The sequence below is a fragment of the Vibrio sp. Of14-4 genome, assembly GCF_022347625.1.
Classification (GTDB): Bacteria; Pseudomonadota; Gammaproteobacteria; order Enterobacterales; family Vibrionaceae; genus Vibrio; species Vibrio pristinus.
Genome location: NZ_JAKRGI010000001.1, coordinates 412,488 through 437,083, shown reverse-complemented (window position 1 = coordinate 437,083; position 24,596 = coordinate 412,488). Strand labels below are relative to the sequence as shown.

General features: G+C 41.3%; 33 protein-coding genes. 9 read left to right on the top strand and 24 right to left on the bottom strand.

Annotated features, from left to right (window positions below):
• Nucleotides 1–187: 187 nt before the first annotated feature.
• The 5 genes from MHN79_RS02025 (at nt 188) to MHN79_RS02005 (ending at nt 4,041) form a co-directional block, all read left to right on the top strand.
• A complete protein-coding gene (locus tag MHN79_RS02025) occupies nt 188–868 on the top strand; it encodes a DUF3334 family protein (protein WP_239171470.1) in 681 nt (226 codons plus the stop codon).
• Between the two features lie 156 nt (nt 869–1,024).
• The gene (locus tag MHN79_RS02020) at nt 1,025–1,720 is read left to right on the top strand and encodes a DUF2786 domain-containing protein (RefSeq protein ID WP_114785457.1); all 696 of its coding nucleotides are present in this window, start codon (nt 1,025–1,027) and stop codon (nt 1,718–1,720) included.
• Between the two features lie 190 nt (nt 1,721–1,910).
• The gene (locus MHN79_RS02015) at nt 1,911–2,555 is read left to right on the top strand and encodes an OmpA family protein (protein ID WP_239171519.1); all 645 of its coding nucleotides are present in this window, start codon (nt 1,911–1,913) and stop codon (nt 2,553–2,555) included.
• A 98-nt stretch (nt 2,556–2,653) separates the two neighbouring features.
• A complete protein-coding gene (locus MHN79_RS02010; protein WP_239171469.1) occupies nt 2,654–3,709 on the top strand; it encodes a tetratricopeptide repeat protein in 1,056 nt (351 codons plus the stop codon).
• A gap of 146 nt (nt 3,710–3,855) precedes the next feature.
• Nucleotides 3,856–4,041, top strand: coding sequence for a hypothetical protein (locus tag MHN79_RS02005; protein ID WP_239171468.1), 186 nt, complete (start codon nt 3,856–3,858; stop codon nt 4,039–4,041).
• 73 nt (nt 4,042–4,114) lie between these two features.
• On the opposite strand, the gene MHN79_RS02000 is transcribed toward MHN79_RS02005, so the two are convergent.
• The 3 genes from MHN79_RS02000 to MHN79_RS01990 form a co-directional block, all read right to left on the bottom strand.
• Entirely contained in the window at nt 4,115–6,319 is a 2,205-nt protein-coding gene (locus MHN79_RS02000) for a membrane dipeptidase (protein ID WP_239171467.1), read from the bottom strand.
• 250 nt (nt 6,320–6,569) lie between these two features.
• Entirely contained in the window at nt 6,570–7,037 is a 468-nt protein-coding gene (locus MHN79_RS01995) for an OsmC family protein (RefSeq protein ID WP_239171466.1), read from the bottom strand.
• Nucleotides 7,038–7,176: 139 nt separating this feature from the next.
• Nucleotides 7,177–7,647: a GNAT family N-acetyltransferase gene (locus MHN79_RS01990; protein WP_239171465.1), complete on the bottom strand. Its 471-nt coding sequence runs from the start codon at nt 7,645–7,647 to the stop codon at nt 7,177–7,179.
• Nucleotides 7,648–7,919: 272 nt separating this feature from the next.
• Here MHN79_RS01990 and MHN79_RS01985 point away from each other — a divergent pair, with 272 nt between their 5' ends.
• Together MHN79_RS01985 and MHN79_RS01980 are read left to right on the top strand one after the other, a co-directional pair.
• A complete protein-coding gene (locus tag MHN79_RS01985) occupies nt 7,920–8,312 on the top strand; it encodes a hypothetical protein (RefSeq protein ID WP_239171464.1) in 393 nt (130 codons plus the stop codon).
• A gap of 152 nt (nt 8,313–8,464) precedes the next feature.
• Nucleotides 8,465–9,382, top strand: a complete 918-nt coding sequence (locus MHN79_RS01980; protein WP_239171463.1) for a universal stress protein — start codon at nt 8,465–8,467, stop codon at nt 9,380–9,382.
• A gap of 135 nt (nt 9,383–9,517) precedes the next feature.
• On the opposite strand, the gene maiA is transcribed toward MHN79_RS01980, so the two are convergent.
• The 9 genes from maiA to MHN79_RS01935 form a co-directional block, all read right to left on the bottom strand.
• Nucleotides 9,518–10,171, bottom strand: a complete 654-nt coding sequence (maiA, locus tag MHN79_RS01975; RefSeq protein WP_239171462.1) for a maleylacetoacetate isomerase — start codon at nt 10,169–10,171, stop codon at nt 9,518–9,520.
• Nucleotides 10,171–11,181, bottom strand: a complete 1,011-nt coding sequence (locus MHN79_RS01970) for a fumarylacetoacetate hydrolase family protein (RefSeq protein WP_160927157.1) — start codon at nt 11,179–11,181, stop codon at nt 10,171–10,173. Before MHN79_RS01970 ends, maiA begins: the two co-directional genes overlap by 1 nt.
• Nucleotides 11,182–11,195: 14 nt before the next feature.
• A complete protein-coding gene (locus tag MHN79_RS01965; protein ID WP_239171461.1) occupies nt 11,196–12,335 on the bottom strand; it encodes a homogentisate 1,2-dioxygenase in 1,140 nt (379 codons plus the stop codon).
• Complete coding sequence (gene hppD, locus MHN79_RS01960) at nt 12,328–13,401, bottom strand: 4-hydroxyphenylpyruvate dioxygenase (protein ID WP_239171460.1); 1,074 nt, start codon at nt 13,399–13,401, stop codon at nt 12,328–12,330. The genes MHN79_RS01965 and hppD overlap by 8 nt, the downstream gene beginning before the upstream one ends.
• A 192-nt stretch (nt 13,402–13,593) precedes the next feature.
• The gene (locus MHN79_RS01955) at nt 13,594–14,415 is read right to left on the bottom strand and encodes a nucleotidyltransferase domain-containing protein (protein WP_239171459.1); all 822 of its coding nucleotides are present in this window, start codon (nt 14,413–14,415) and stop codon (nt 13,594–13,596) included.
• A 29-nt stretch (nt 14,416–14,444) separates the two neighbouring features.
• Nucleotides 14,445–14,909 carry a GNAT family N-acetyltransferase gene (locus MHN79_RS01950; protein ID WP_239171458.1) on the bottom strand — a complete coding sequence of 155 codons (465 nt, stop codon included), beginning with the start codon at nt 14,907–14,909 and terminating at the stop codon, nt 14,445–14,447.
• Nucleotides 14,910–15,016: 107 nt separating this feature from the next.
• The gene (locus tag MHN79_RS01945) at nt 15,017–15,532 is read right to left on the bottom strand and encodes an NAD(P)H-dependent oxidoreductase (protein ID WP_239171457.1); all 516 of its coding nucleotides are present in this window, start codon (nt 15,530–15,532) and stop codon (nt 15,017–15,019) included.
• A 23-nt stretch (nt 15,533–15,555) separates the two neighbouring features.
• A complete protein-coding gene (locus tag MHN79_RS01940; RefSeq protein ID WP_239171456.1) occupies nt 15,556–15,957 on the bottom strand; it encodes a DUF2007 domain-containing protein in 402 nt (133 codons plus the stop codon).
• A gap of 140 nt (nt 15,958–16,097) precedes the next feature.
• Nucleotides 16,098–16,628: a GNAT family N-acetyltransferase gene (locus tag MHN79_RS01935; RefSeq protein ID WP_239171455.1), complete on the bottom strand. Its 531-nt coding sequence runs from the start codon at nt 16,626–16,628 to the stop codon at nt 16,098–16,100.
• 205 nt (nt 16,629–16,833) lie between these two features.
• Here MHN79_RS01935 and MHN79_RS01930 point away from each other — a divergent pair, with 205 nt between their 5' ends.
• On the top strand, nt 16,834–17,355 hold the full coding sequence (locus tag MHN79_RS01930) for a DUF2058 domain-containing protein (RefSeq protein ID WP_239171454.1): 522 nt from the start codon (nt 16,834–16,836) through the stop codon (nt 17,353–17,355).
• Nucleotides 17,356–17,386: 31 nt separating this feature from the next.
• Here the strand turns inward: MHN79_RS01930 and MHN79_RS01925 are convergent, their stop codons facing one another.
• From MHN79_RS01925 to MHN79_RS01885, 9 genes are all read right to left on the bottom strand, one after another.
• On the bottom strand, nt 17,387–17,743 hold the full coding sequence (locus MHN79_RS01925) for a VOC family protein (protein WP_239171518.1): 357 nt from the start codon (nt 17,741–17,743) through the stop codon (nt 17,387–17,389).
• 6 nt (nt 17,744–17,749) lie between these two features.
• Nucleotides 17,750–18,181 carry a GNAT family N-acetyltransferase gene (locus tag MHN79_RS01920; RefSeq protein WP_239171453.1) on the bottom strand — a complete coding sequence of 144 codons (432 nt, stop codon included), beginning with the start codon at nt 18,179–18,181 and terminating at the stop codon, nt 17,750–17,752.
• Between the two features lie 27 nt (nt 18,182–18,208).
• A complete protein-coding gene (locus tag MHN79_RS01915) occupies nt 18,209–18,538 on the bottom strand; it encodes a zinc ribbon domain-containing protein YjdM (protein WP_239171452.1) in 330 nt (109 codons plus the stop codon).
• Between the two features lie 104 nt (nt 18,539–18,642).
• Complete coding sequence (locus tag MHN79_RS01910) at nt 18,643–19,059, bottom strand: MmcQ/YjbR family DNA-binding protein (RefSeq protein ID WP_239171451.1); 417 nt, start codon at nt 19,057–19,059, stop codon at nt 18,643–18,645.
• Between the two features lie 86 nt (nt 19,060–19,145).
• Nucleotides 19,146–19,682: an AAA family ATPase gene (locus tag MHN79_RS01905; RefSeq protein ID WP_239171450.1), complete on the bottom strand. Its 537-nt coding sequence runs from the start codon at nt 19,680–19,682 to the stop codon at nt 19,146–19,148.
• Between the two features lie 104 nt (nt 19,683–19,786).
• A complete protein-coding gene (locus tag MHN79_RS01900) occupies nt 19,787–20,206 on the bottom strand; it encodes a GNAT family N-acetyltransferase (RefSeq protein WP_239171449.1) in 420 nt (139 codons plus the stop codon).
• A 104-nt stretch (nt 20,207–20,310) separates the two neighbouring features.
• Nucleotides 20,311–20,691 carry a nuclear transport factor 2 family protein gene (locus MHN79_RS01895; protein ID WP_239171448.1) on the bottom strand — a complete coding sequence of 127 codons (381 nt, stop codon included), beginning with the start codon at nt 20,689–20,691 and terminating at the stop codon, nt 20,311–20,313.
• Nucleotides 20,692–20,827: 136 nt separating this feature from the next.
• A complete protein-coding gene (locus MHN79_RS01890; protein ID WP_160927133.1) occupies nt 20,828–21,175 on the bottom strand; it encodes a PilZ domain-containing protein in 348 nt (115 codons plus the stop codon).
• 155 nt (nt 21,176–21,330) lie between these two features.
• Nucleotides 21,331–22,206: an NAD(P)-dependent oxidoreductase gene (locus MHN79_RS01885; protein WP_239171447.1), complete on the bottom strand. Its 876-nt coding sequence runs from the start codon at nt 22,204–22,206 to the stop codon at nt 21,331–21,333.
• A 303-nt stretch (nt 22,207–22,509) separates the two neighbouring features.
• Between MHN79_RS01885 and MHN79_RS01880 the strand changes: the two genes are divergently transcribed.
• A complete protein-coding gene (locus MHN79_RS01880) occupies nt 22,510–23,178 on the top strand; it encodes a hypothetical protein (RefSeq protein ID WP_160927129.1) in 669 nt (222 codons plus the stop codon).
• Between the two features lie 34 nt (nt 23,179–23,212).
• On the opposite strand, the gene MHN79_RS01875 is transcribed toward MHN79_RS01880, so the two are convergent.
• The 3 genes from MHN79_RS01875 to MHN79_RS01865 form a co-directional block, all read right to left on the bottom strand.
• On the bottom strand, nt 23,213–23,437 hold the full coding sequence (locus tag MHN79_RS01875; protein WP_239171446.1) for a hypothetical protein: 225 nt from the start codon (nt 23,435–23,437) through the stop codon (nt 23,213–23,215).
• Nucleotides 23,438–23,528: 91 nt separating this feature from the next.
• Entirely contained in the window at nt 23,529–24,005 is a 477-nt protein-coding gene (locus tag MHN79_RS01870) for a Dps family protein (RefSeq protein ID WP_160927125.1), read from the bottom strand.
• Nucleotides 24,006–24,164: 159 nt separating this feature from the next.
• Complete coding sequence (locus MHN79_RS01865) at nt 24,165–24,512, bottom strand: DOPA 4,5-dioxygenase family protein (protein WP_160927123.1); 348 nt, start codon at nt 24,510–24,512, stop codon at nt 24,165–24,167.
• Nucleotides 24,513–24,596 lie beyond the last annotated feature (84 nt).

Genomic DNA, 24,596 nt, shown 5'->3' with positions numbered 1-24,596 from the left:
ACTTCACTATTCCTAACAGTAAAGGGTCCTAATAAACGGATAATATTTTTTGATTTTCGTCACTTTACAACATTTGAAACGGCGAATAAAACATAAATACGATTTGAAAATGGCGCTTATCTAATTTCTTATCCACACTTAGTCATTATGGATTAGTTAGCACATGTCTTTTACAAGAGAGCCATCAATGAAAAAAAATCAAATCATCACTACAGAAGATATTCTTTTAAAACTTTGCCAATCCGTATCAACCATATTGAGCGAAGCGAGTAATTCAGATATCCATTACTCTGCCATGGTACAAAAAATCACTAAAACAGGTTTAAAGCCTGATTTCGGCTGCTTTGTTCTGTTCGATGGCGGTTTCTCCGGTTTGGTTGTCATCAATTTCACTTCAAAAGCTGCATTAGAACTTTATACGAATTACATGCGCCATATGGGCATGCCAGAAGAAGAATTAGCGACATTACACACCTCAGACGAAGTGGCAGATGTACTCGGTGAGCTTATGAATCAGATAGTTGGTGGTTTCACCAACCAAATACGCAAAGACCTCCAGACGCACATCACTCAAAACCAACCTAAAATGCTTACACTCAACAAGCAAGTTATCTTGTCAGTCGATACCAACCTTGATCGCCCTCAGGCGAGACGTGTAACGTTCTCCACCGAAACGGGCAATATTTTCTATCTTGAACTCGCCATGGACAAAACAGAGTTTATTCAGCTTGAAGAATTCGAATCACATGAAGAGGAAAGCCCTGACGCTATTTTGGAGCAGGCACTCATGGATGTGAAAGAAGAAAAAGACGGTAAAGAAAAGTCAAATACACAAGCTTCTGATTTAATGGATGACCTCGGCATTTAGGTTCTCACACTATATCTACAGCCGCTCATACTGAGCGGCTGTTGTTTGTCTTAATTATGCACCGTCACTAAGATTCTAGCTTCAAGAGTTCCGTTTTAATGTCAGAAGAGTTAAAATACCCGACTTCTATAGAAACGGTGAGATTTTCTGTTGTCGATGGATAAACAAAAAGCCCTAAAAAAGATCGCTAAATGTCTTGAACTTGGTAACTCTGCCAATGTTAACGAAGCTGCCAATGCGATAAAAATGGCACATCGTCTGATGCTTAAATATGGCTTAGACAAAGATGATATTGAATTCATCAAAATGGGTAAAACTCAATCGACACACCTGCTACCCTCCAACATCAGCTCTACCTTGTTGCGTATTATTCGCGGAATTAACACTAAATTTGGCGTAGAGGCAGTACTTACTAATCATAAAGGATTAAAAAGAGCTGAGTTTATTGGCGAAGCAGATCGCGCTATCTTTGCAGCCTTCGCATTTGATATCGTTTATCGAGAGCTTAACGAACAAACTGGAAAGTTTCGTAACAGCTTTGCGGGAACAGGGACCTCTAACACCGAAGTTACCCGCCGCGTGAACTCATTTATTTCTGGGTGGGTCGAAGGGGCACTCGAAAAGCTGCCGATGATCAATCCTGATGAAGACTCTTGCAAAAAAATCGACGATTACATAGATAAAGAGTTTAAAAACATAGATCGCGAAACCTTCAAGAAACAGTTGAAGGAAGCCATGAAAAACCTAACCGAAGACTATGAAGTCGGCTTGAAAAAAGGTCGTTCTGTATCAGTAAGCAGACCTATCGACGGCGCGCAAGCACCCAAAATGTTACGAAAACACTCACAGTAATCAGCACAAGGCGGCTAAATTTCATCCACTTATGTTTGAGGTCAGTAAATATTCAGTAAATTGATACATATATAATTGACATAAATATCAACTGTAGCATTAATTGCTTTGCTCTCACAGTCGGGTGTGGGCGCATTCAATCAATGATTCTACATGGAGATGTTTTGTGAATAAATTAGCTTTAGCAGTGATGGTAACAAGTCTTCTTTCTGGTTGCCAAGCAACCCAACGTGAAAATGCAACAACAGGTGAGAGTGAGACCAACTCTGCGACTAAGGGCGCATTACTGGGTGCAATAGCGGGTGTGGCTGTCGGTCTAGCGACAGGGGACGACGCTACCGAACGCCGTCAGCATGCATTAATAGGTGCAGCAGGTGGTGCTGCTATCGGTGGTGGTGTTGGCTATTACTTTGACCAGCAGGAAGCCGCTTTAAGAAAATCATTACTAAATTCCGGTGTACAAGTTGAGCGTGTTGGTGAGAATCAACTATTGCTACGTATGGAAAATGGTATTGGATTTCAAAGTAGCGCATACAATCTCGACACTAGCATTCACAAAACCCTGCAAGGTGTCGCCAAAATCTTGGTTGAGTACCCTGACACAAGCCTCGTTATTGAAGGGCATACAGATAGTACAGGTAACGATACTAGCAACCAAGTACTATCTGAGAAGAGAGCCGAATCGGTCCGTTCCTACCTCATTTCTCAGGGCGTTGCTTCTGGCCGAGCCATCGCTCGTGGTAATGGGGAGCGCTTCCCTATCTGCACTAACACTACCACCGAAGGTAGAGCCTGTAATCGTCGTGTAGAAATTAAAATTCTTCCGCTTAAATAAAACGTATTGACTTGACTTACTACTGTACCTTTCTCATTACCCAATAAATACATTACACTATAGGTCAGGTCATTCTGCTTGTTTCGTAAAGGGATACATTGAAATTTGTTAGCCTTTCACTGCTTCTGTTCTGCTCTTTTTGTATGGCAGAATCCATCGACGCTTTAACAGCTAAAGCGCAGAACAACGACGTTGAGGCGCAAATTCTCCTTGCTGAGCAGTATCTCACTACCTCTTCGCCTACCTCACGTGTCGATGCGTTATATTGGTTTGAACAAGCCGCCAACAATGGTAGCTCTCAAGCAGCAGCTCGTTTGGCCTCCCTTTACCTTGAAGACGGAGCGTCAAAACGTGATATCCAAGAAGCCATCTACTGGTTGACCCGTTTAGCTCTTGAAGGCAGTACAGATGCGCAAATCAATTTGGGTAAAGTCTATGAAAGCTTGCCTCAACTACCCAAGACACTAGATTTAGCTGAGGTGTGGTATAGAACTGCATCCGCTGGCAATGAAAAGGCGGAGGAAGCCTACTCGGGAGTGCTGGAAAAGAAATTTAACGCTCAGAGAGCCAAGCAAATATCATCAATAGAGCAATTAGAAATTCAGTTCGACGATCTAAGCCTTAAGATTGACCCTATAGCTAAAAAAGTATTAGGTTCATCGGTCAATAATGATAGCTTAATCTATGCACTATTGGGTTTTTCCCTCATCCTTTTAATGATAATCATCTGGTACCACTTAAAACTACGCAACTTTTCGATTCAATCAAGCGCCCTAGAAACAGACTCAGACTACGAAAAACGTGAATTACAAACAAAGCTAGCAGAGAGAAACCATCAGCTTAGGCAGCAAAAAAAGCAATTAGAAACCCTCTACAGACAATTCAAAAAGATTCAGTCCTCTTCCTCTCCGCAGCAAGCTAAGGCCAGACTCAATCCTACAGCGCCGGAAAAAGATCAGAAGCTCTCACTCGCCTGTGCACTTTTTGGGTTTAAGATTAATTCCATTCCCAGTGAAAAGAATATCAAGATTCGCTACAAGCAGCTGTGTAAGATCTATCACCCAGATTTAAAAGGGAGTGATGAAGAGATGAAGAGACTGAATGGCGCACTTAGAATCATCCTTCACCACGTTAATGCCCCACTTCAAAGGTGATAAGCCCCAACCTCTCCTAATCAATTCATGACGTTACGTAATCGATTCCTTTCGCAATTCGCATAACAAATAGTTAACTTTTATTTATTGGCCGTGTAATAATTCGCGCCGAAAATAACACCGTAGAATAGGTTTAGGGGTGAAGGATGTTTACTATTGAAGGTGTTTGCGATTGGTGCAAAAAGCTCAGTATGGTCACCAAACATGAATATATAGATGGGCTTTGCCATCACTCGTGTGAAGAGTGTAACGACATTGCTAAATTAGATGTTCGCCAATTTAATGCAGCTGAGATCCAGCAGCAAGAAAAAGACGCTCGTTCATTAAATTAGATGAAGCATAATGATTGTAGAGATTGGAACGCGTACATACCGAATAACAGTATGTACGCTTACAGGTTAGGCTCTAATAAATTGGCACTTCTTTTGTGAATCTCGGGCTCAATAGAAACTCTGTACTCTGTTCAGTCGTGCTAACTTTAACTGCCTCTATATAAGGCTCGCTGTTATTCGCTTCTGACCTCTCCCACATCTGTATATAAGCTTCTGCTGAGTTCATAACCGCCTCGTATACTCGAGCAGAACCTTGCTCTCGCATATCTTGAATGTGATCGGCCAGCATACCGTAATGAGCCATTCCTTCCTGATTAAAATCAAATACCCGATTACCTGAAACTTGCTTGTCAAACACTAATCCAAATTCCGACACGTAAGGATAATTGAGAGGATTAGTGGATACATCAAACCTAGGTCCCGGCTGTGTGCCTAAGCCATTCATATCTGTGCCAATACCAACTCCAGCCAAATAAGACGTCTTTTCTAACTCATCAAGATACCTAGATACCATAATTTGCATTTGATAAGCGTCACCATTGTAGGGTCCGACAAAGCCACCAGCATGAATCAAACGCTTGGTGTTGGGGTGAAGTCCGCCACCTCTTGATGTATTCATCCAGCTGTGAGATGAAATGACCCCGCTGTATTGCCTCTGCTCAACAATATCCATCACCGCCGTAGCCGTGTCTGGGCTCATATGGTCCATTTCAATCAGCATTTTTTTATCTATCATTCGATTAACTAAATATTCACCAAGTGTGCTTAAGCCATGCTGGTTACAATGCAAAATGCTCTCATCATATTGAGGATTTAAACCAGCTGCATCAAGAATGGGTTTGATGAAGGGAAGCTGGCCGATTAAAGGGAAACCTGGGTAAAAATGTTTGTCCGTCCCAGTGTCAGCATCGCACTCTTTAGTTTCAAAAAAATAGCCTGTCGATAGTAGTTGGCCGATATTAATAAACTCATGTTCAACCCGAGAGCCCGCCAATTGATTATCGAATTTATGAGTGGGGTAAACGATTCTTACTCCCAAGTCATAAAGCTCATTGAGCCCAGCTTCGATAGTCTCGAGATTACATATATCCTTCTTACCACAGTTCAAGGTTTCAGACGCTTCAACGCCCATGACTACCGCCATCTTTCCTTCGGCAATCACTTGGCGAGCCTCACTGGGTGAAGTCACCAGACGAAAGAAACCCTTACCAACCCCACCCGATTGAGCATCTATATAGTCCTGCATCTCATTGAGCCTTTGGATCTGTAAGCGTATGCTGTCCATAGTGTTACAACTGTTTGGATTTATCCAAGAACCAGGATTTACAGTCGATTGAATATGGCAAAGTACTTCATTTTCCACTAAATGACTCACCATTAACCTAAGACCAGATAAATACGCGCGTTCGATCCACTTGTAGTAGTATCCCATATGGCTCATTTCTTTATGATTCGGCCAAAAAGGGAAATCAGGCCAACCTCGGGTATCGTATCTATGCGTAATATCATTGAAAGCCAGCAAGTTACCAATAATGTCAAGCGATCCATCAGGGCCATGCGCTTCAGCGCTGTCTTTCAACGCTTCTTCTACTCCCCACGGATGAAACGGCTTGCCATGCATCATTTTGCCCCCCATAAACTCATACGATGTAATATGGGTATGAGGATCCACATACCCTCTAATCGGTTTATTAACATCTCCGGCTAGCGCAGTTCGGTCACCGGTAACATTGACCTCAACTTCAGGAAAGGCTTTACAACCCGTTTGCTCAACCAGCAAAAACTCTCTTTCGCTGGTTTTATGTCTTGGGTTCAGTAAGTCGAAGAAATAGAGGCCTCCATCTTGCCAATTGTGTCTTAGCCCCATATTCAAAGCTTTATTATACAATCCAAACCGCTGCTCATTTGCAATTTCAGTTGATGAGATACTCCACTCAGCAAAACTGCCAACATATCGCCCTGCACCTATCTGTGCAGGCAAATGGCTGGCAAGAAATCGCCCTTCTCTATCGGTCAAAAAGTAATTCGTAAACGATGTCGGTTTCATGTAAAACCGCTCTGCATCAGCTATTGGTACAGCTTCAAACCGGTAACTCAGCCCATCATTAACAGGCCCTCCTTTATCATACTTGGTTAGAAAAGTTCCATTGTGAGGTGATTGGATGGAGTAGCACCCAAGTGCTAATTGGTTTACGACTTCGTTCTTTGGTTCGGCATAAGTATTTGCAGAAACAGCAACAGCGCAGATCACCAAGCCAGAGCAGAGAGTAGTTTTCATTGTGCTCTTTTCCTTGTTGTTTGCATTAAGCCTTACTACTGACGCGTGAGTTGATAGGAGCAACCAAAATTGTGACAAGTTGCATATCAACATTAACAAAATAGTCAGGTATAAGTGCAATATCCAGATTAAAATCACAAATAAGAAAATTTAAAGTGACAAAAGAGATATTATTGCTTGATGGGGGCTAGTTTTGAGGGTTACGAAGGACAGAGACGCGCCAACAATGAGTTATTGACGCCTGTGTTTATTAGTTCACAATTTCAGTTACCACTTCAGTGTTTACTGAATTGGCAATAAAGCAGTTTTCATGAGACAGGTGATGCATTTTAGTCAGTTGGTCATTGGTAGGAACCTTATCACCAGAAAACACTATATGTGGGCGTAAGGTAACCTTTGTAATTGCCTTTCTACCCTTGCTGCTTTTTCCGAGAATGCCAACTGCTTCATCTGTGTAGCTATCGATCACATACTTACGTTTAGCTGCAATCGACAAAAAGGTTAACATATGACAGCTAGATAAAGCTGCAACAAATGCTTCTTCGGGGTCAAGGTTAGATTCATTAGATAATGGTAATGGCACAACATGCGGGGACGGAGATGCTGGTATCGATAGTCCACCATCAAATTCCCAAATGTGCGCCCGACTGTATTGATTGTCTTTAAATATCTCGTCTTCATTTCGTACCCAGCGAATAACGGCTGAATGCTGTGACATATTATGATTCCTAACGGTAATAAATAGAATTTATTGCTGACTTTTAAATATATCGTATGGTGATTTTCACCTAGCGATTAATACAAGGCTAGATGGCAAATGATTTATCATAAAAATAGGAATAAACCTATTCCACCTCTTAAGTTAATTCCCAACGAAAATAAGGCCTTTGGCCTTCCATTCGTTCGATCTCTGCACCAAGCTTTTTGTAAAAGTCATGCGCCCTTATGTTATAGGGACTGGCTGTCCACGCTATGTGTGATACTAATTCTGCATCAGCCTGTTCTCTCATCGCTAACATAAGCTGCTGGCCATATCCTTTCGATCTCTCACCTCCTAGCACCAATAAGTCATCAAGCCAGATTGATGCATATCCGCTGAAAGAAGAATACCGATAATGATACAAAGCGAAGCCTAATACTGCTTCATCAAGCTCAAGTAATAAGGCATAAGCATAAGGAGTATCGACAAACAAGGCACGCTCAATTTTTTCAACAGTGGCAGCCACTTCGCCTGAAAAACCTTTCATGCTTCGGTCAAACTCTGCTTTAAGCTTGATAAACTGCAAAAGTGTCTTTGCATCTTTCTTGACTGCTTTTCTAATTACCATCAGTGCTCCAACCAAACTGCATTGATAAGGAGTAAATTTACTGCAATTCTATATCACTTACCCATTTAATTAGGCCAAAAATTAGATGCTCATCAAGTTTTCGTGGCGTTTAGCCAACTATATGAAATTACAAACGAATTATCTTGTTCTCTCTTACCTTGATTCTCGTATTTGAGTTCAAAGTATTAGTAATAATCACCATGGCTACTTGGGTGAGTAGAGTACTGTGGTCGCTAATGACATTTTATCCAATTAGAGGGAGAACAAGAGCTATGACCAAAAACATCACTATCGCGCTAGGAGCTGGTTTTATCGGAAGCCTAGCCAATGCACTGGCAATCTACCTTATTAATCCCTTGCAAGGACTAGCGTCACCGGATCACCTTTTTGTCTATAAACAAGTCTTTTGGGGCGGCTTGTGGGCATTATTGTACTGTTTGCCTTGGTTTAATACGCAAAGATGGCACATTAGAGGTATCTTAGTTGGCGTTGCAGCAAGTCTATGTACGTTTTTTGTTTTTCAAGCCATCCCTCTCAATCCAATGAATCTTATCAAAGCTTTTATAGTCAATGTAATTGCTTGGGGCATATTGTCTTCGTATTGCTATGAACAAGCAATAAGTCATGAGAAAAATGAAAACAAGGCCATTGAACTTACTTCATAAAAATCAGCGCTATATTGTAGTTTGAACAATATAGCGTTTCTCATAACTATCAATTTGCAACCCACCATAACGCTCCCAATATTAACAATATTGTTTTTAAAAATGGCAATTTGGGCCCTGAGCGTTAAAACTTAAACGAGACGGAGGTGGCTATGAAAAAGTTCAACAATCTACTGTTCTTAACCAAAGGTGTGATGGATCATAATGAGCCCCTTGCTCAGTCCATTCACATCGCCAATAGGAACCAAGCTAAATTGACAGGCCTTGTCGTTTGCCCGCACCTTCCTGATGATATGCACGAATATCAAGAACATTATGAAGGTTCGCTAATTGAATCATTGCAAAGTCAAATCCAAAGTAGCTTATTGCTGTCCATAAACGATATGGATATTGCAGTCGAGCTGATTGTGGCCGAAAAGCCGGATGTTGAAGCCATTCGTTATGTCGAAAAACACAATATTGATTTGGTCATCAAAGAAGCGGAGTCGAACAAAACTAATAGTTTGGGTTTGCGTGCTATTGATATGAACTTATTGCGTAAATGTCCATGTCCAGTATGGCTAAATCGTCCAACCAATAAACCTACTGATCAGCAAAGAGTTGCCGTAGCTATTGATGCGAATGCAACAACAGAAGAAGAGCGTAGGCTTTCTATTGACCTTCTACGACTGGGCCGCACAATTACCGACAACTGTGATGGCCAGCTTCATATTGTTTCCTGTTGGGAGTATGTTTTAGAAAGCTACTTAAAAGATAATGTATGGTTTAAACCCTCGGAAGAAGAGCTGGATAATCATATAACGTCAGCTAAGCAGCAACATTCCGTCGCATTACAAGCATTAATCGATGATTCGGGTATTGGAGGCGATATCACCATTCATCGACTTCATGGTGCTCCAGATGATGAAATTCCTGCATGTGTTGAAGAAAAAGAGGTTGATATTCTGGTGATGGGCACATTGGCACGTACGGGAATAGAAGGAGTAATAATAGGCAATACTGCTGAAAATATAGTACAGAGCGTAAGCTGCTCATTGGTTGCATTAAAACCCAAAAATTTCAGCTCATAGAGAAAGTCATCTAAGTCGCCGGGTATAACTTTAGTGCAGGATGTAAAAGTGTAGATGGGCAGCCACCTACCAAGATAGTGAAAGGTGGCTAGCTAATCATGTTGTGACAAGGAGACGTTTGCTACAACTCAGCTGTCATCCAATAACAGCATCAGGCTGGTTTTCTGGCGCAGCGTCAATGAATGCGGGTAGCTCTCTTAATGCAGCAGAAACTTCTCTTATTATTGGAAAACCAGTCAGGTCAACATCAAAGCGCTCAGCATTATATACCTGTGGAATCAAACAAATATCAACCAAACTCACTTCATTGCCTACACAATACGTTCCTCTGCTTTTAGCCAGTTTTTGCTCCAAGCCTTTAAATCCGAGTAGGATCCAGTGTTTGTACCAATCGGACTTGCAAGGTTCTTCCAGCGACAACTCTCCCGTCAAATATTGTAATACTCTGAGGTTATTTAATGGATGAATATCGACTGCAATGTCCTGAGCCATAGCCTTAACTAGGTAGCGCTTCTGTTTTTCCAACGGAGTCAATAAAGCTGTTGGATACATTTCATCAAGGTAATCGATAATCGCTAGAGACTGATTAAGCTGCATATCACCATCAACTAAGACGGGAACAAGCCGGCTTGGATTTAACGACTTAAAGTCACTTGTATGCTGCTCGCCGCCATTTTTGACCAAGTGAATGGATTTTTGTTGATACGCAAGCCCTTTATAATTTAATGCGATTCGAACTCGATACGCCGCTGATGAACGCCAATAGCCATAAAGCGTGATATTAGGCATTAGTATTTCACCACTTTCTGGTCGATAGCGCCAAAAATAGAATCACCTGCTTTGTCTTTCATCTCTATTTTGATGGTATCGCCAAACTTCATAAACTGCGTAGAGGGCTTACTATCGCGAATGGTTTCTATCATACGTACTTCTGCGATACATGAATATCCTACTCCACCTTCTTGGATTGAAGTACCAAATTCAGTGCCTTGCTTATTTGATACCGTGCCCGAACCTACAATCGCACCAGCAGCAAGAGGTCGAGTTTTGGCTGCGTGCGCGACTAACTGCGGAAACTCAAAGGTCATATCCACGCCAGCGTTAGGGCAACCAAATGGCTCATCATTGTAATAGGAAAGTAAAGGTAAGCTAACTTTGCCTCCATCCCATGCTTCACCTAATTCATCAGGCGTCACCGCAACTGGAGAGAATACCGACGAAGGTTTTGACTGAAAGAAACCAAACCCTTTGGCCAGTTCATTAGGAATTAAACCACGTAAAGAGACATCATTGACCAGCATGATAAGGCGAATTGAATTAGCCGCTTGCTTAAGGCTTGCGCCCATAGGAACATCATCAGTTATCACCGCAACTTCGCCTTCGAAATCTATTCCCCACTCTTCACTTCCAACCGGAATATCATCACGAGGCCCGATAAAGGCATCGGAACCACCTTGGTACATCAGCGCATCCGTCCAAAAGCTTGGCGGCATTTCTGCGCCGCGCGCTTTGCGTACTAGTTCGACATGATTGACGTAGGCACTGCCATCGGCCCATTGATAGGCACGCGGCAATGGTGACTCACAAGCTTCTTGGTTAAAAGGCATTGAGTCAGCAACACGCCCTTCATTCAAGGCAAGGTAAACTTCATTCAACTGCGACTCAACTTTAGCCCACTGATCGAGCGCAAATTGAAGCGTAGGGGCAATATCTTTGACTGCCGAACAAACACTAAGATCTTTGCTTACGACCACCAGTTGGCCGTCACGAGTTCCATTTTTTAGGGTGGCTAACTTCATTATAATTCTCTTTGTTATTTACTAGGGTGTGATTTCCAGCTGTACACGTATTCCTGATTCTCAACCGATTGCGCTTCATCACTAAAGCTCAGTGCATGGCGAGTATCTATCATTACAGCCACTTCGTCAGTGAACTTTTTCTTGTACTCTCTGCCTGCTTGAAATGCTTTTGGATGAGGGCCGTGAGTAAAACCTGCCGGATGGAATGTCACCATACCTGCTTCTATGTTATCTCGGCTGAAAAAGTCACCTGCGTGATAGAAAAGGACTTCATCATAATCATCGTTATTATGATAGAAAGGCACTTTCAGAGCACCAGGATCACTTTCTATTGGTCGAGGGACGAAGGTACAGACAACAAAGCCTGCTCCAACAAACGTTGTATGTGCAGACGGCGGCAAATGATATCGATGTGACATTAGTGGTCTGATATCACGCCAGTTCAGTTTCACTACTGCCAAATCACCATGCCAACCAACGGCATCAAGAGGATTAAACGGATAAGTGATCACGCTCACCTGACCATGCCTTTTGACTTGAACCTGTGTTTCTTGTTCGGAATATTGATCCTTAAACTGCTGATTGATTGATGGTACTTCTAGCACTGCAGGATCAAAGACCGCATGATTACCTACCATACCTTTCTCTGGCAGTGAGTAAGCAGCATCAGTGTTTTCAACCATCAAAATGAACAAAGGTTCTAAAGGTTCTATCCGCCAGTTAGTCGAACGCGGGATGACAACATAATCGCCTTCACCAACCGTCAGATGACCATAATCACTGTACAAATCCGCTTTACCCTGATGAATAAAAAGTAGTTCATCACCATCAGCGTTTCGCACCAGAAAGTCCATCTTTTCTTCAAGACGCCAAGTGCGAATCTTACAATCGTTATTGAACAGTAGGTCTGGTACAGCCCACGGCGACATTTGCGCCGCTTTTTCTACCAAATTGAAGTTAAACGCTCTTGGGCGCAAATCACCTTCCCATTCAATCCAACCCGTTGGAGCATGTTGATGATGAAAATGTGAGGCAGGTCCGAAGAAACCACTTCGGCCTGTTTCACGCTCATATATAGCCTCTTCCGGAAAATCTGCATGCGCCTGCTTGGAGCACACTCCCTCCCGGTGAGGGAATGTAATCCACTTATGCATCGCTCAACACTCCTCGGCGAATTTGATCTTCTTCAATTGATTCAAACAGTGCCTTGAAGTTGCCTTCACCAAATCCTTCATTCCCTTTACGCTGAATGATTTCAAAGAAGACTGGCCCTATCACAGTTTGAGTAAATATTTGTAGTAAGATCCCATCTTTCATAGGCGCACCATCAATTAGGATTTGTAGCTCCTTAAGCTTATCAACATCTTCAGTGTGTCCTTCTACTCGAGAGTTCACCTTCTCATAGTAAGTATCTGGGGTTGGCATAAAATCCATGCCTCGGTCACGCAGTGTCTGCACCGTTTGGTAAATATCGTCTGTTGACATTGCAATATGCTGAATACCTTCACCATTGTATTCACGAATAAATTCTTCAATTTGCGATTTGTCATCAGAAGATTCATTGATAGGAATTCGAATTTTGCCACAAGGCGCGGTCATGGCTCGACTGACTAAACCGGTTAGCTTGCCTTCAATGTCAAAGTAGCGAATTTCACGGAAGTTGCCGATACGCTCATAGAAACCAGCCCAAGTATCCATATTACCTTGCTTAACGTTATGAGTGAGGTGGTCAATTTCATACATACCCACATCCGCCTTTTTCAAGCGCTCGTCGGCATCATCATAAAAGTTGAAATCAACATCATAGATACTCTTCTTACCATAGCGATCAACAAAGTACAGTAAGCTTTGTCCGATACCATAGACAGCGGGAATACTCAGCTCCATAGGCCCAATTTCGGTTTTAAATTCCTCTGCGCCGTTGTCAAGTGCGTGCTTCAGAGCAACAGAGGCGTCTTTTACACGAAATGCCATACCGCAGACTGACGGGCCATGAACTTTGGCAAATTCTTCGGCTTGGCTATGTGGTTGAGCATTAACAATGAAACTGATGTCTCCTTGGCGATATAGCCATGCTTGTTTCGAACGATGCTTAGCAATCTCTGCAAAACCCAAAGAAACAAACAAGTCTTTTAGTTGACCAATACCCTCTTCGGTTGCGGCTGTGTATTCGACAAATTCAAATCCATCTGTTCCTAGTGGGTTATATTCCTGAGTCATTGTTTTTTCCTCTGTGATTTTTTGATGTCCTTTTCTATCTAACTTGTACTAACTTTTACGTTAAGGGAATAAAAGACCATCAAATTATTAAATCAGAAAAATACGTGGATTTTGTAAACAAAACGTAACACAGGATTGTTTTGTCAAAAAACTTCATGAGGATAAGGGAAACACAGACCATGGTTGTAACATTTATTTTACAACTGACTTGTCTGCACTTGAATTGAGTGAGGTACTTTCAAGTAATTCGATTTGCCCACATAACTTATTACCCCAACCGTTAATGAGGGTATCAATTTCATCTACCGTCGCTTCGCTTGAAGTTACCATACACATAGCGAGTTCTATATATCGAACATGATTTGGGTAATAGTATCGTACAACATCAGCACAACGGTTTAACTCCGTATGCCAGCTGTTATCTTTGTGAGCATTAAGTGTATAAGCAGTACGCAACATTTTTTTTGCTAATATTTTTCCAATGGTATTTTGATTACACTGATCCACCTTCGAGCGCTGCTCAGTCATAAAAGTACCAAGATCGTTATTAAGTGCTAAAGCAATATTTATACTTGGCGTTTGACGCGCAAAATGCTGGGATAAATCGGTCCCCCACACACAGCAACAACAATGCTTGAGCCAGAAGTGCCAGCGATATACTTCATTAGGGCTGAGGACTTGTTCCAAATAACCAGGATCAAAATCGATCTTTGATAGTATGGGACTTTGAGATTCTAAATGCGTTTTGATCGATGATAGCTCCTCGACGATACTTGGTTCTATCGGACACCGAAATACTAATGAAATGTCTAAATCAGACACATACTTTTTCGCATTTCCTCTCGCAACGCTGCCATATAGATATACGCTATGTAGTTGGTTCTCAAATGTGGATTCAAGAGTTTGGATTGTATTTTTAAGATAAGGCTTAAACTCTGACTGAAGATAATCCAATGAGCAAGGATTTACTATAAAACCCTTGCTATCCAGACCACTATTCAACTCATCAGACATGCTATTCCCCCGCTTTATTTACAACCTCACTATAAATATTGCTCCATAACAAAGTTGGTCATAAGTTGGCCTCGCATTTCGACTTGTTGCTCACGCACAAGATTAAATCCCATACGCTCATAGAACGGGCGAGCGGTGATACTGACCTCGGAATAAAGTCTTGAGATACCACGTTGCTTGGCCTGCTCTATAACATATTCCATCATTGCACGACCGACACCTTTCCCTTGAAACTTATAGTGACAAAAAAAGTGATCAATCAAACCAGAGTCTTGCAGATCCGTATAGCCTGCAACCTGACCATCAATTTCCGCAATGTAGGGGCTGATTTGCAACATTATTTCCTGCCAAACCTCTTGATTCCAGTAATCTGGCGCCCATGCTTCTACCTGCTGCTGAGAGTAGTGCTGGATATTAATATTGCGAACAGTGAAGAAAAACACTTCCCATAGTGCCTGTACGTCTTCAGGCTTGTATTGACGAATTGTAATCATTAACCGCTCTTTAAGTCTTAATACAAGACTCGCATCTTGTGCTAGAAGTAACGAAAAATCAATACATTACCATGATCCGTATATAGATATCGAAAGACAGACGAAGGTTAATCAACCGATTCGTGGCAAATGCTTTCACTGAACCATTGCGCGATTGCATTTGCTTTCGAGAGGTTATTTTCTTTATTGACAGGAAGGTAGCCAAAGCCTCTGAACACAAATTGCATATATTCAGCGGTCAGTTCAAATGGCTCAATAAAACAATCTGGTAATTCTTGCTCATGACCAGTAGAAAGCACAGAAATTTCTTTCCCTTGTAGCTTGCGCCCGAGAGATTTTTCTATGGTCAATAAATCAGAAAGTCGGTCAAAGAAGACCTTGAGTTGCGCGGACATCGAGTACCAATAAACAGGGGAAGCAAAGACAATATGATCATAATTTTTTAACATATGAATCAGTGGGATAAAGTCATCATTGCGATTTTCATGAAAATAATCGTAATACGATATTTTGTAATCCGCTAAATCAAACACTTCAGCTTGGGTCAGTTCAACGAACTGATTGACCAAATAAAGTGTATTCCCATCTGCTTTCGACGTCCCCAACACCACTGCTATCTTCATTGGAAATCCCTCCAATAATTCAGCTATTTCGCATTTTCACAAAAATGCCCGCACTCCTTGCATCGATATCCATGTTTGTAGAAAAACAATGGAAATCCGAGAAGTATAAATACCAAAAACGCCGAGCGTTTACCTTTGGTAAACGGCTCAATTTTTACACTATCACATTTTGGGCAATGATCTTGTGAAGTGGCGCTTTGTTCAGCACATAATACATCTGAAAAGTCAGTGCTCAGAATATTCTCAGCTTGCTCTAGATCTTGCTCAGCAACCATCAAGCGCACACCCCCGATTGCATTAGAGTACAACCACTGCGTATTGATCGTATGCTCATCAGCAATACAACTTTCAATACCAGCTGCCTCCAGACTCGCTTTCGCAATATGCGCTTCATGCGGAAACGAAAAGCGCGCGACAACAATCATACTTCACCCTCCGGTACTAGCCCTTTAGAACAAAAGATAGCATTAATCACTATTAAAGCGATTCGTACCGACCCTAGCAATAGTAAAGCCGGCTTGAGTGAAATTTTTACATTCCTCAAACATAAAGGCTCAACCGAAAGCTAGTTTTGTATATCGAACGCCGTTTTTGGATCGATAGAAAATGTAATGAGTTCGTCGCAATCCTGATACAGATTTAAGTCCGGCTCTGGCGTCATCCCCAGTTTTCTGAGAACTGCAACCGATGGTAAGTTGTCAATCATTGATACACCATATATCCGTTTGTGTTTGTTCAAGCCAAATGTTTCTCTAATGACGGCTAGTGACGCTTCTAGAACATAGCCTTTACCTTGATACTCTTGCAACATACCATATCTGATATCACTAAAGTTTGGATCTTCACATCGCTCAACCCCAACATAACCAATTTTTTCTCTGGATTGAGACTTTAAATTTATGACGTATGAGCCAAAGCCATGGACCCAGTGTGCAATTCTATTGCTATGTGTACGTTGGATTTCAGTTTCAGTATAAGCCGTGCCTTTAGGTAAAAACTTAGTCAGTTGATTTGAACTAAGTATTTTTCGATAAATATCTATATCATCCTCTTTGACGGGGCTAATCACTAATCTCTGTGTCTCTAATGTCTTCATATTCCCTCAACAGATGCCCATTTTCTTGGCACTGATACTAATAACAAAGGTTACAATAATATTCGAACATAACATAAAAAAGCCAAATGAAACACGTCCACATTCAATTCAAAGAAGCCATAGAATTGAGTTAGTTAAAGCATCTTTATTTGCTCGTCATGTATCTATAAAATAGCGGGGTTTATTTATTAAATGTGGAAAAACCATGGCAAAGCTATCGCTGCAAGAACAAATGTTGAAAGCTGGTTTAGTGAATGAAAAGAAACTAAAGAAGGCGAAGAAAGGATCCAAAAAATCTCGCACTCAAGCTCGTGAGGTTAAAGCTGCTGTAGAAGAGCAAAAACGTCAGCAGCAAGAGCGCGACAAGGCACTCAGTACAGAACAAAATGAGCAGCGCCTCAACAAAGAAATCCAGTCACAAATTAAGCAACTCATTGAAATGAATAAGCTTGCTAATAGTGACGGCGACATTAAGTATAATTTTACCGATGGCACATTAGTTAAATCTCTATATGTCGATAGCCTAATGCGTGAACAACTTATTAAAGGGATATTAGCTATTGCACGCTTTGGTGAAGGTTATGCGGTCATTCCTAGTGTGGTGGCAAACAAAATTTCGCAGCGCGATAGCGATATCATTATCGATCTTAAAGAGCCTGAATCTGATGTCCCTGCAGAAGACGATCCATACGCTGACTTTGTAGTACCAGATGATCTTATGTGGTAACCGACTATGCCACTCATACATGAGTGGCTAATTAACCCATTTTACCTCGCAAACCGATAAGATTACCAAAGGGATCTTCCATCTGACAGATAGACTGCCCCCCTTCAATCTCCATTGGACCTCGATATAAGGTTGCTCCGATAGATTGTAAAAAGTCGATCGATTCCCTAACACTATCTACTGACCAGTAAAGGACGGTTCCTGATTTCCCAGACGACACCTTACTATCGGCTTGGACAATCTCCAACGAAAACCCTTCAATATCGAGTACAGTAAAATCAAACTCGGGCAGATAACGTGGAGAGGTAAGAGGAAACGCTTTCTGGTACCACTCAAGTCCTACAGAGACGTCAGGCACATGAACAAGAAGTGCAATTGGATTATACAGAGTATTCTATTCCTCATAGGTTAGGTAGTGGTATCCACCAAACTCGTCCATGTGTTGTGATTGACTAATAAAGCCATGAGATTGATAGAAGTTTAACGCTGATTTATTTGGCTGCATACACTTTAAACTTAAGCTAGTGTATCGGGGTTTAACAAACTCAAGTAACCGAGCACCGATGCCTTTTCTCGTATATTCAGGCGAGATGTAAAGGTGATGGATAAAGTTCTCAGGCTCCCAAACCGAAATAAACCCTACCGGCTTACCTTTGCAAAGAGCTACCCATATTTGCTCACCTTCCACATCTATATCAAAGTCAGCAAGACAAAACTGCTTGCTATCTAGCCATTTAAAAGTTGTTGTTCTCGAGGCCAGATAAATCTGCTTCAGTGTTGGTAAGAATTTATTTTGATTTGAGGCAATAATGATTTCATCATGCACCGCGCTTCTCCCCGACTCCAATACAGATTATGACTTTTTAACAAAATGAGCCGTGATCATCATCTCTCCTGCTCCATCTACTTTGCAATCTAACTGATGGTCTTTACCTTCTTCTATTCGCCTTATTAAAGCCTTGGTACCGATTTTTAATACCAAGGAGCTGCCTTTCACTTTAAGATCCTTTGCTAAGGTGACTTTGTCGCCTTCTACCAACTCATTGCCATTCGCATCTTTGACGGTCACAATTTCTGGCTTTTCGTCTGGGTTCCACTCATAGGCACATTCTGGACACACAAGGTGGTTCTGATCTTGGTAAACATAGTCAGATTGACAGTTTGGACATGAGGGATAAGACATAAAAAGTACTCCAGTTACGACATCCTGCAATAATACCTAGCTAGTACTCAAAGCGCTAGCTAAGTGCAAAATTTGGGGATAAACAATATTATATAGGGGATCACCTAATCTATGGGTTTGATTGCAGCGTTCCCCGAACCGCTGAAATTGCCGATACTAAGGGCAACATCGCCAGAGTCCGTATGCGGTGTCTTAGTTTTGCTTTTTGAAACCATACGATAAGATTCAGTAATATAATGCTTAAGCTCATCATCTCGATACCAAATAGTATCAAGTTGTTGGATCCACTTTCCATCACGACCTGAGGCATGAGGCGCGGGTGTATATCCTTTATGGCTTTTTAAAAACTCATAATTTGAGTCTGACGCTTTAAAACTAAATGCAGGCTTTCCACTTCTGCCTCTCCCACCAAAAGCGAATACTTTTCCATTGATTTTCCAAACATGGCTATTACCACCTTGAACCGCTTGGGTGGTATCAGGTAGCGAGCGACAAAACGCGTTAAACTGGTCATAATCCAAGTTAAAATCCTCTTTATTTTACGACTAACCCTGAGAAAAGGCCGAGTTAAAATGAGGAAGAAAGTAAAGCGTCGTCACTAATACGCTCAGATAGATGGTAGGTTGTTAAGAACGAAATTTGCTCGCTCTATTATTGAAGCTTTAGGCACCTCAACCAATTGATAACCAAACCTTTCGTATGCATTTACCATCTGCTGATACGTCGCAACCGCTTGACTAAAGTCTTGCTTACGTTCTTCATCATTCTTATAAATTTCCTCCCAAGGAGGAAAGACAAAAACCTTTGAGTTGTATATAAGCTCATTACATCGATTTATTAGTTCGGTAGATAGGAATATTTGCTCAAGTTGGCTATATCCGTAGCAATCTATAATGCTACGGTCATAAAACATTACATTAGGATCGATATACATTTTGTGATTAAACACTTCTTGAATAATCATTAGATCGCGAAACGCTGTTTTGTTTGCCCACGGAAGGCCTGTACCGCCTTTCCTTATCTGATCTTGAATCACTTTACGTCCGGACTCTGGCGCTGACGGATATCCCATGTCGCTGAGGTGCTCTAATACGGATGTTTTTCCCGCACCGGGGCCACCAGTAAACACAATTCTGCTATTCATATGCCTCCACCTAATAATCAAGCTATTGTACTGCTATCACGATTAACGCATTTCTATGCTGGGCATGGGGCACTCATATTCCGACATGTTAAAAAGTATATCAATCACAAATGACAAGCCATGTGGTAAAATTTGTCATCTTCCTGTTCAATCAAAAAGTTTAAACGTTTATATAAATGATAAGCAGGACTCATTTTAAATACTTTAAGCCTAAGAATATTTGCACCCGAACCAATAGCTAAACGCTTTACTTCGTTGAGTGCTAAACCACCAACACCTTTGTTTTGATAGCTATCAATGACTTGTAAATCTCTCAAATAGCAACAGTCATCGCTACTCTCTAATCGAATAGCGCCAATAATCCTTCCATCAGATAAAATATCAATATTCTTCAGCGAAGCGATTTTTTGTTTTATCGTGTCAGCTTGCCAATCAACTCCATAATATTGATAGTATGAGCGCATATTGGCGTAAGTCATTTCCGCTGACTTTAACAAATCTACAGTGCTTTCAAATGTAACCACAGTACCTCCTTGTTGCTGATGAATATTAATAAAGTTCATCCTAATGTCTGTACTTAAAATAAATGAGTACATAGGAGAACCGAGTAAACAACCTAAACTTTGACTCAGCTTTCAGTAATAGTGACCCAATCAGATCTCCACGGTTGTGGTTCCATAGCATCAGGCCAAAACTCTGTTTGTCGAGTAATTAGTCCGTTTTTCACTGTATGGAAGGTGATTGCACGTTCTTTTTGCACTCCATCACTGACAGAAACATCTGTAACAACTCTTTCGACCTCACAAACCAGTGAGTTGATAATGAAGCTCCATTGACCATTGCTTGGGTAGGCCGAGTTGATCGCAGAAAAGTTATCTCTGCCACAGATCAATTCATTAGATTGAGGCCAGAAGCCCTCGAAATCGATACTAAGGTATGTACTAGCTTGGTGAAAATCATTACTATTCATCGCTTCCCAATAAGCAAGAACTACACTTTTCGCATCCATTACACACCGCCTATTTTTGTTAAATAAATAGTAGGTTAGCAAAAAATAATCTAATAAGTAAATGTATTATCTGAAGTTTTTAGATATGTATCCTTGATACAGCAATGGCACAGTCAGTCACTGTACCATACTCTGCTCAATGGATAGATTTTGCAAAATGTGATGGGTACTCTTGGAGGATATGGCGTTGTTCTTCTACCATATTCTTGAAGGTTGGCCCTTCATTCAGCTTAAGGATAACTTCGCCATTATCAAAGCGCAGAACCGCCCCTTTGAACTCTATTTTATCTTGGCTGTGAAGCTCAAGAGTGCCCGACATCAACAGGCCTTTATACCAGTCGGTAAACATGTTCATCACAACACGTATACCCCCTTCTGAAACTTCTGTGACATAAAAAATCTGATCGTATATACGTACACAAGGCCGAGCTTTCTTAGGATACTTCAAGCGATAAAATTCTCGTTTTTGATTCTGTTCAATCATAAGCAGCCTCCTACCACAACAAATAGCCTGTTCTTGCGGTCCTATCTCCTGATATGAAAAAGATTAACTCCTACATCTAGTATCGACCTCAGTGACAATAACTTTAGAATATTCCAATCCGAGCAGAAGATAGTCGAGTTACCCCTTTTATAAAACTAGGCTAAATCATAAGCTTTAATCAGGACTGAGGTATCCATTCGGCCCAACCCTTGCTTCTGAAGAGCAGCATACATACCATCGACTTCCTCTGTCATAGGCAAAGGTATATTCTTACTTGATGCTTCATTTAAGCAGATACCCAAGTCTTTTCTCATCCAGTCAATAGCAAAGCCGAAGTCAAATTTTCCTTGCGACATTGTCACGGCACGATTCTCCATCTGCCATGAACCCGCAGCTCCATGTTGCAGAACGTTCACTACTTTTTCTATATCCAAATCCGCAGACTGTGCAAGTTGAAGTGCTTCACTCAACCCCTGTAAAATACCCGCTATGCATATCTGATTGACCATTTTACAGCGCTGCCCTTGACCATTTTCTCCAAGAAGAACGGCTTGCTTACCATATGTGTCAAATACCGGAGACAGAGCTTCAAATACTTGTGTTTCCCCTCCACACATAATAGTTAGTGCTCCGTTTTCAGCGCCAGCTTGCCCTCCTGAGACTGGAGCATCGACAAAATGTACGTTTTTATCATTACAAGCTTTTGCTAATTCTTCGGCCAGCTCAGCTGAAGTCGTAGTGTGGTCTACTAAAATAGACCCTGGTTTCATGGCCGCTAAAGCGCCATTATCACCGAGCACAACACTTCGAACATCATCGTCATTACCCACACATACAGCAACAAGATCACAACCTTGCGCAGTCAGATAAGGCGTGGCAAAGAATTGGCCTGAATGCTGATCGGTCCACTGCTCTGCTTTTTCGATAGTACGGTTATACACACGAGTAACAAAGCCTGCATTCGACAAATGCCCCGCCATGGGGAAGCCCATTACACCTAAGCCGATAAATGCCACTGTCTCTATTTTCATGTACTACATCCTTATGTTAGGCGGTTCAACTAATTGAGTATGATATCACATATACTTTTGTTTTTACTAAGTTAGTTGAATAGCGAAAAAACCATATAGTTTCACTCAGGCACAGGTCTATAAAGCGTAAAAATTGTCTTCTACGATTGGCTGTAGGAAATATTTTGAGTTAATCTCTTATAAAACTGAACGCATATTTTCACAAAACTCTTCTTCGCTGTTTACGTTTGGTAACTACCAAGCGCAACAACGTTAGAACCTATTCATGAGTATTTTCTCTACAACAACTAAGGACGTAATACTATGCCAAATGGTGTGACACTCTATAACAAGTATCTTTTTGGAGACTGTATTCAATCTACAGTTATTCAAAGTTTAAATAACGCGCCAGGACTTCCAGGTGGTGGAGGAATAGATAGCGATACGGCTGGCCGTATCGGTTATAAAAATATAGATACGGGCGTAAAAGTCGCTGGCTCCAACAAAGGTAGAATCCAAGGAATATGTTGCGGTATTACTGCTGGGTGGATGGTAGCACTATTAGGCGGAAACGAAGAAGCCACAGCACATAACCAGTTCACCAGTTTTTTTAAAGGTCCATTAAGGTTTCAAGGGGGCTATGTCAAAGACTTTAAAGGCAATTCTTCATCAATAAAAAGCTTACTCGCGGGATTCGGCCTTAAAAACACTAATAAAGCAAACTCCTCTGAAACAATGACACCAGAAAAAATCGCCTCTGTGTTACCAGGCGAACAAGGTTACTGGGCAGGTTATCTATCAGCCTACGCTCATGCAATCGGAATCGGTTATAAAAATTATAGGTATTTTATTATGGAGCCAAATGGAGGCTTGTTCGAATACCGCAACAAGAAAAAATTTGCAGCAGACCTAAAAGCTTTTCTTAAGGCAAGGCGTGACAGAAAAAGTCCAGGGACTGACGCAACCATGGAAGCTTATTTCTATACGTCTTAAAACATGAAAGCAGGGCGTTGCCCTGCTTTTTTATTTAATGAGGAGAGTCACACGGGTCGTACCCAAACTCTGATTGTTGGTAAATATCTGATAAAGCCTTTTCTTTTTTCAACTTCGTTGATTTTTTCAGGGGTTTTATACTATCTACCCCCTGTGACTCTAACGCTTTTTCATGTGCTTTAGCTGAGCGAATAAACTCAGGGTTATTTAACGCCACTTGGCGCAGGCGGTTAACACGTTCAAGGGTATCCCATAACATAATTCACCTCCAAATAACTGGTTACATATACAGTATACACATCTCCATCTACAACTCAAGAAAAAGAACTGGTTATTTAACCAAGTACACTTTAGTTCATATATGCATTAAACATCCACATTAATTTTTCTTGTTCGCGAATATAATCACCCATTAGAGCTGCAGTACCTTCATCGTCAGCATCTTCAGCTTGGGCTAATATTTGGCGCTGTTGAACAAGTAGAGCGCTAAATCCGTTTACTAAGCCCTTAACACACTCTTGTCCTGTGGTTGAGTTTTGGTGTTCTTGAATACTACTTTTATTCAGATATTGGCTGAAGCTATGATCTGGTGTAGAACCTATCGTCAAAATACGCTCTGCCAGTTCATCAATCTTAGTTTGTAAATCAACATATATTTCCTCAAACTTTTCGTGAAGTTCAAAAAACTGCTGACCTTTTATATTCCAGTGGTAACCTCGTGTATTCATATATAATACTTGGTAGTGCGCTAACAAAGCATTTAACTCGTTTGCAAGAGCTTGAGATTTTTCGTCATTTAGGCCAATTAAGTTTACTTGGTTGGTCATAATTAATTCCTCATCAATTTATTCGGGTTTTACCCTTTCTTTGAGTTCAATATACACATTAGTTCAAAATTGATGAAGGCGTTCATATCTATATAATTGATAGTCACAGGCTATCAAGAAAACGTTCAGTGGTTAGAAGAGAAAAAGAGATAGGCGCCGTTAGTTGTTATCAAGTGCTGAAAGGTTAAGCTCAACGGGTTTTCCTAACCAATAGGCATACTCTGTATGATCAGTAATGTCATCACCAGTAACAGCATGGACTAAAATAGACAAGCCCCCACGAGCATTATCTAGCCAAGGGATTAATCGTTCAAAATCAGCTTTCTCAAAACTGATAGAAAAGCTCCACATCGTATGCGGCCCAACTAATTTCTGATGAAAGCGTCCTACTGCCAAAGTGAAATCTTGAGTAATCTTTGACCGTAGCTGCGCGGCAAAATCACTCGTTTGATCATCAAAATAAACATGAGCATGGTAGGACTGATGAATATTAGTTGGAAAAGTCATGAAAAGCTCACTTTGTAGGTGTGTAATGCACCTAATATACCATATCAGAGTGGAAAGGGCTCATTTCTTACACAGATCGTAGTT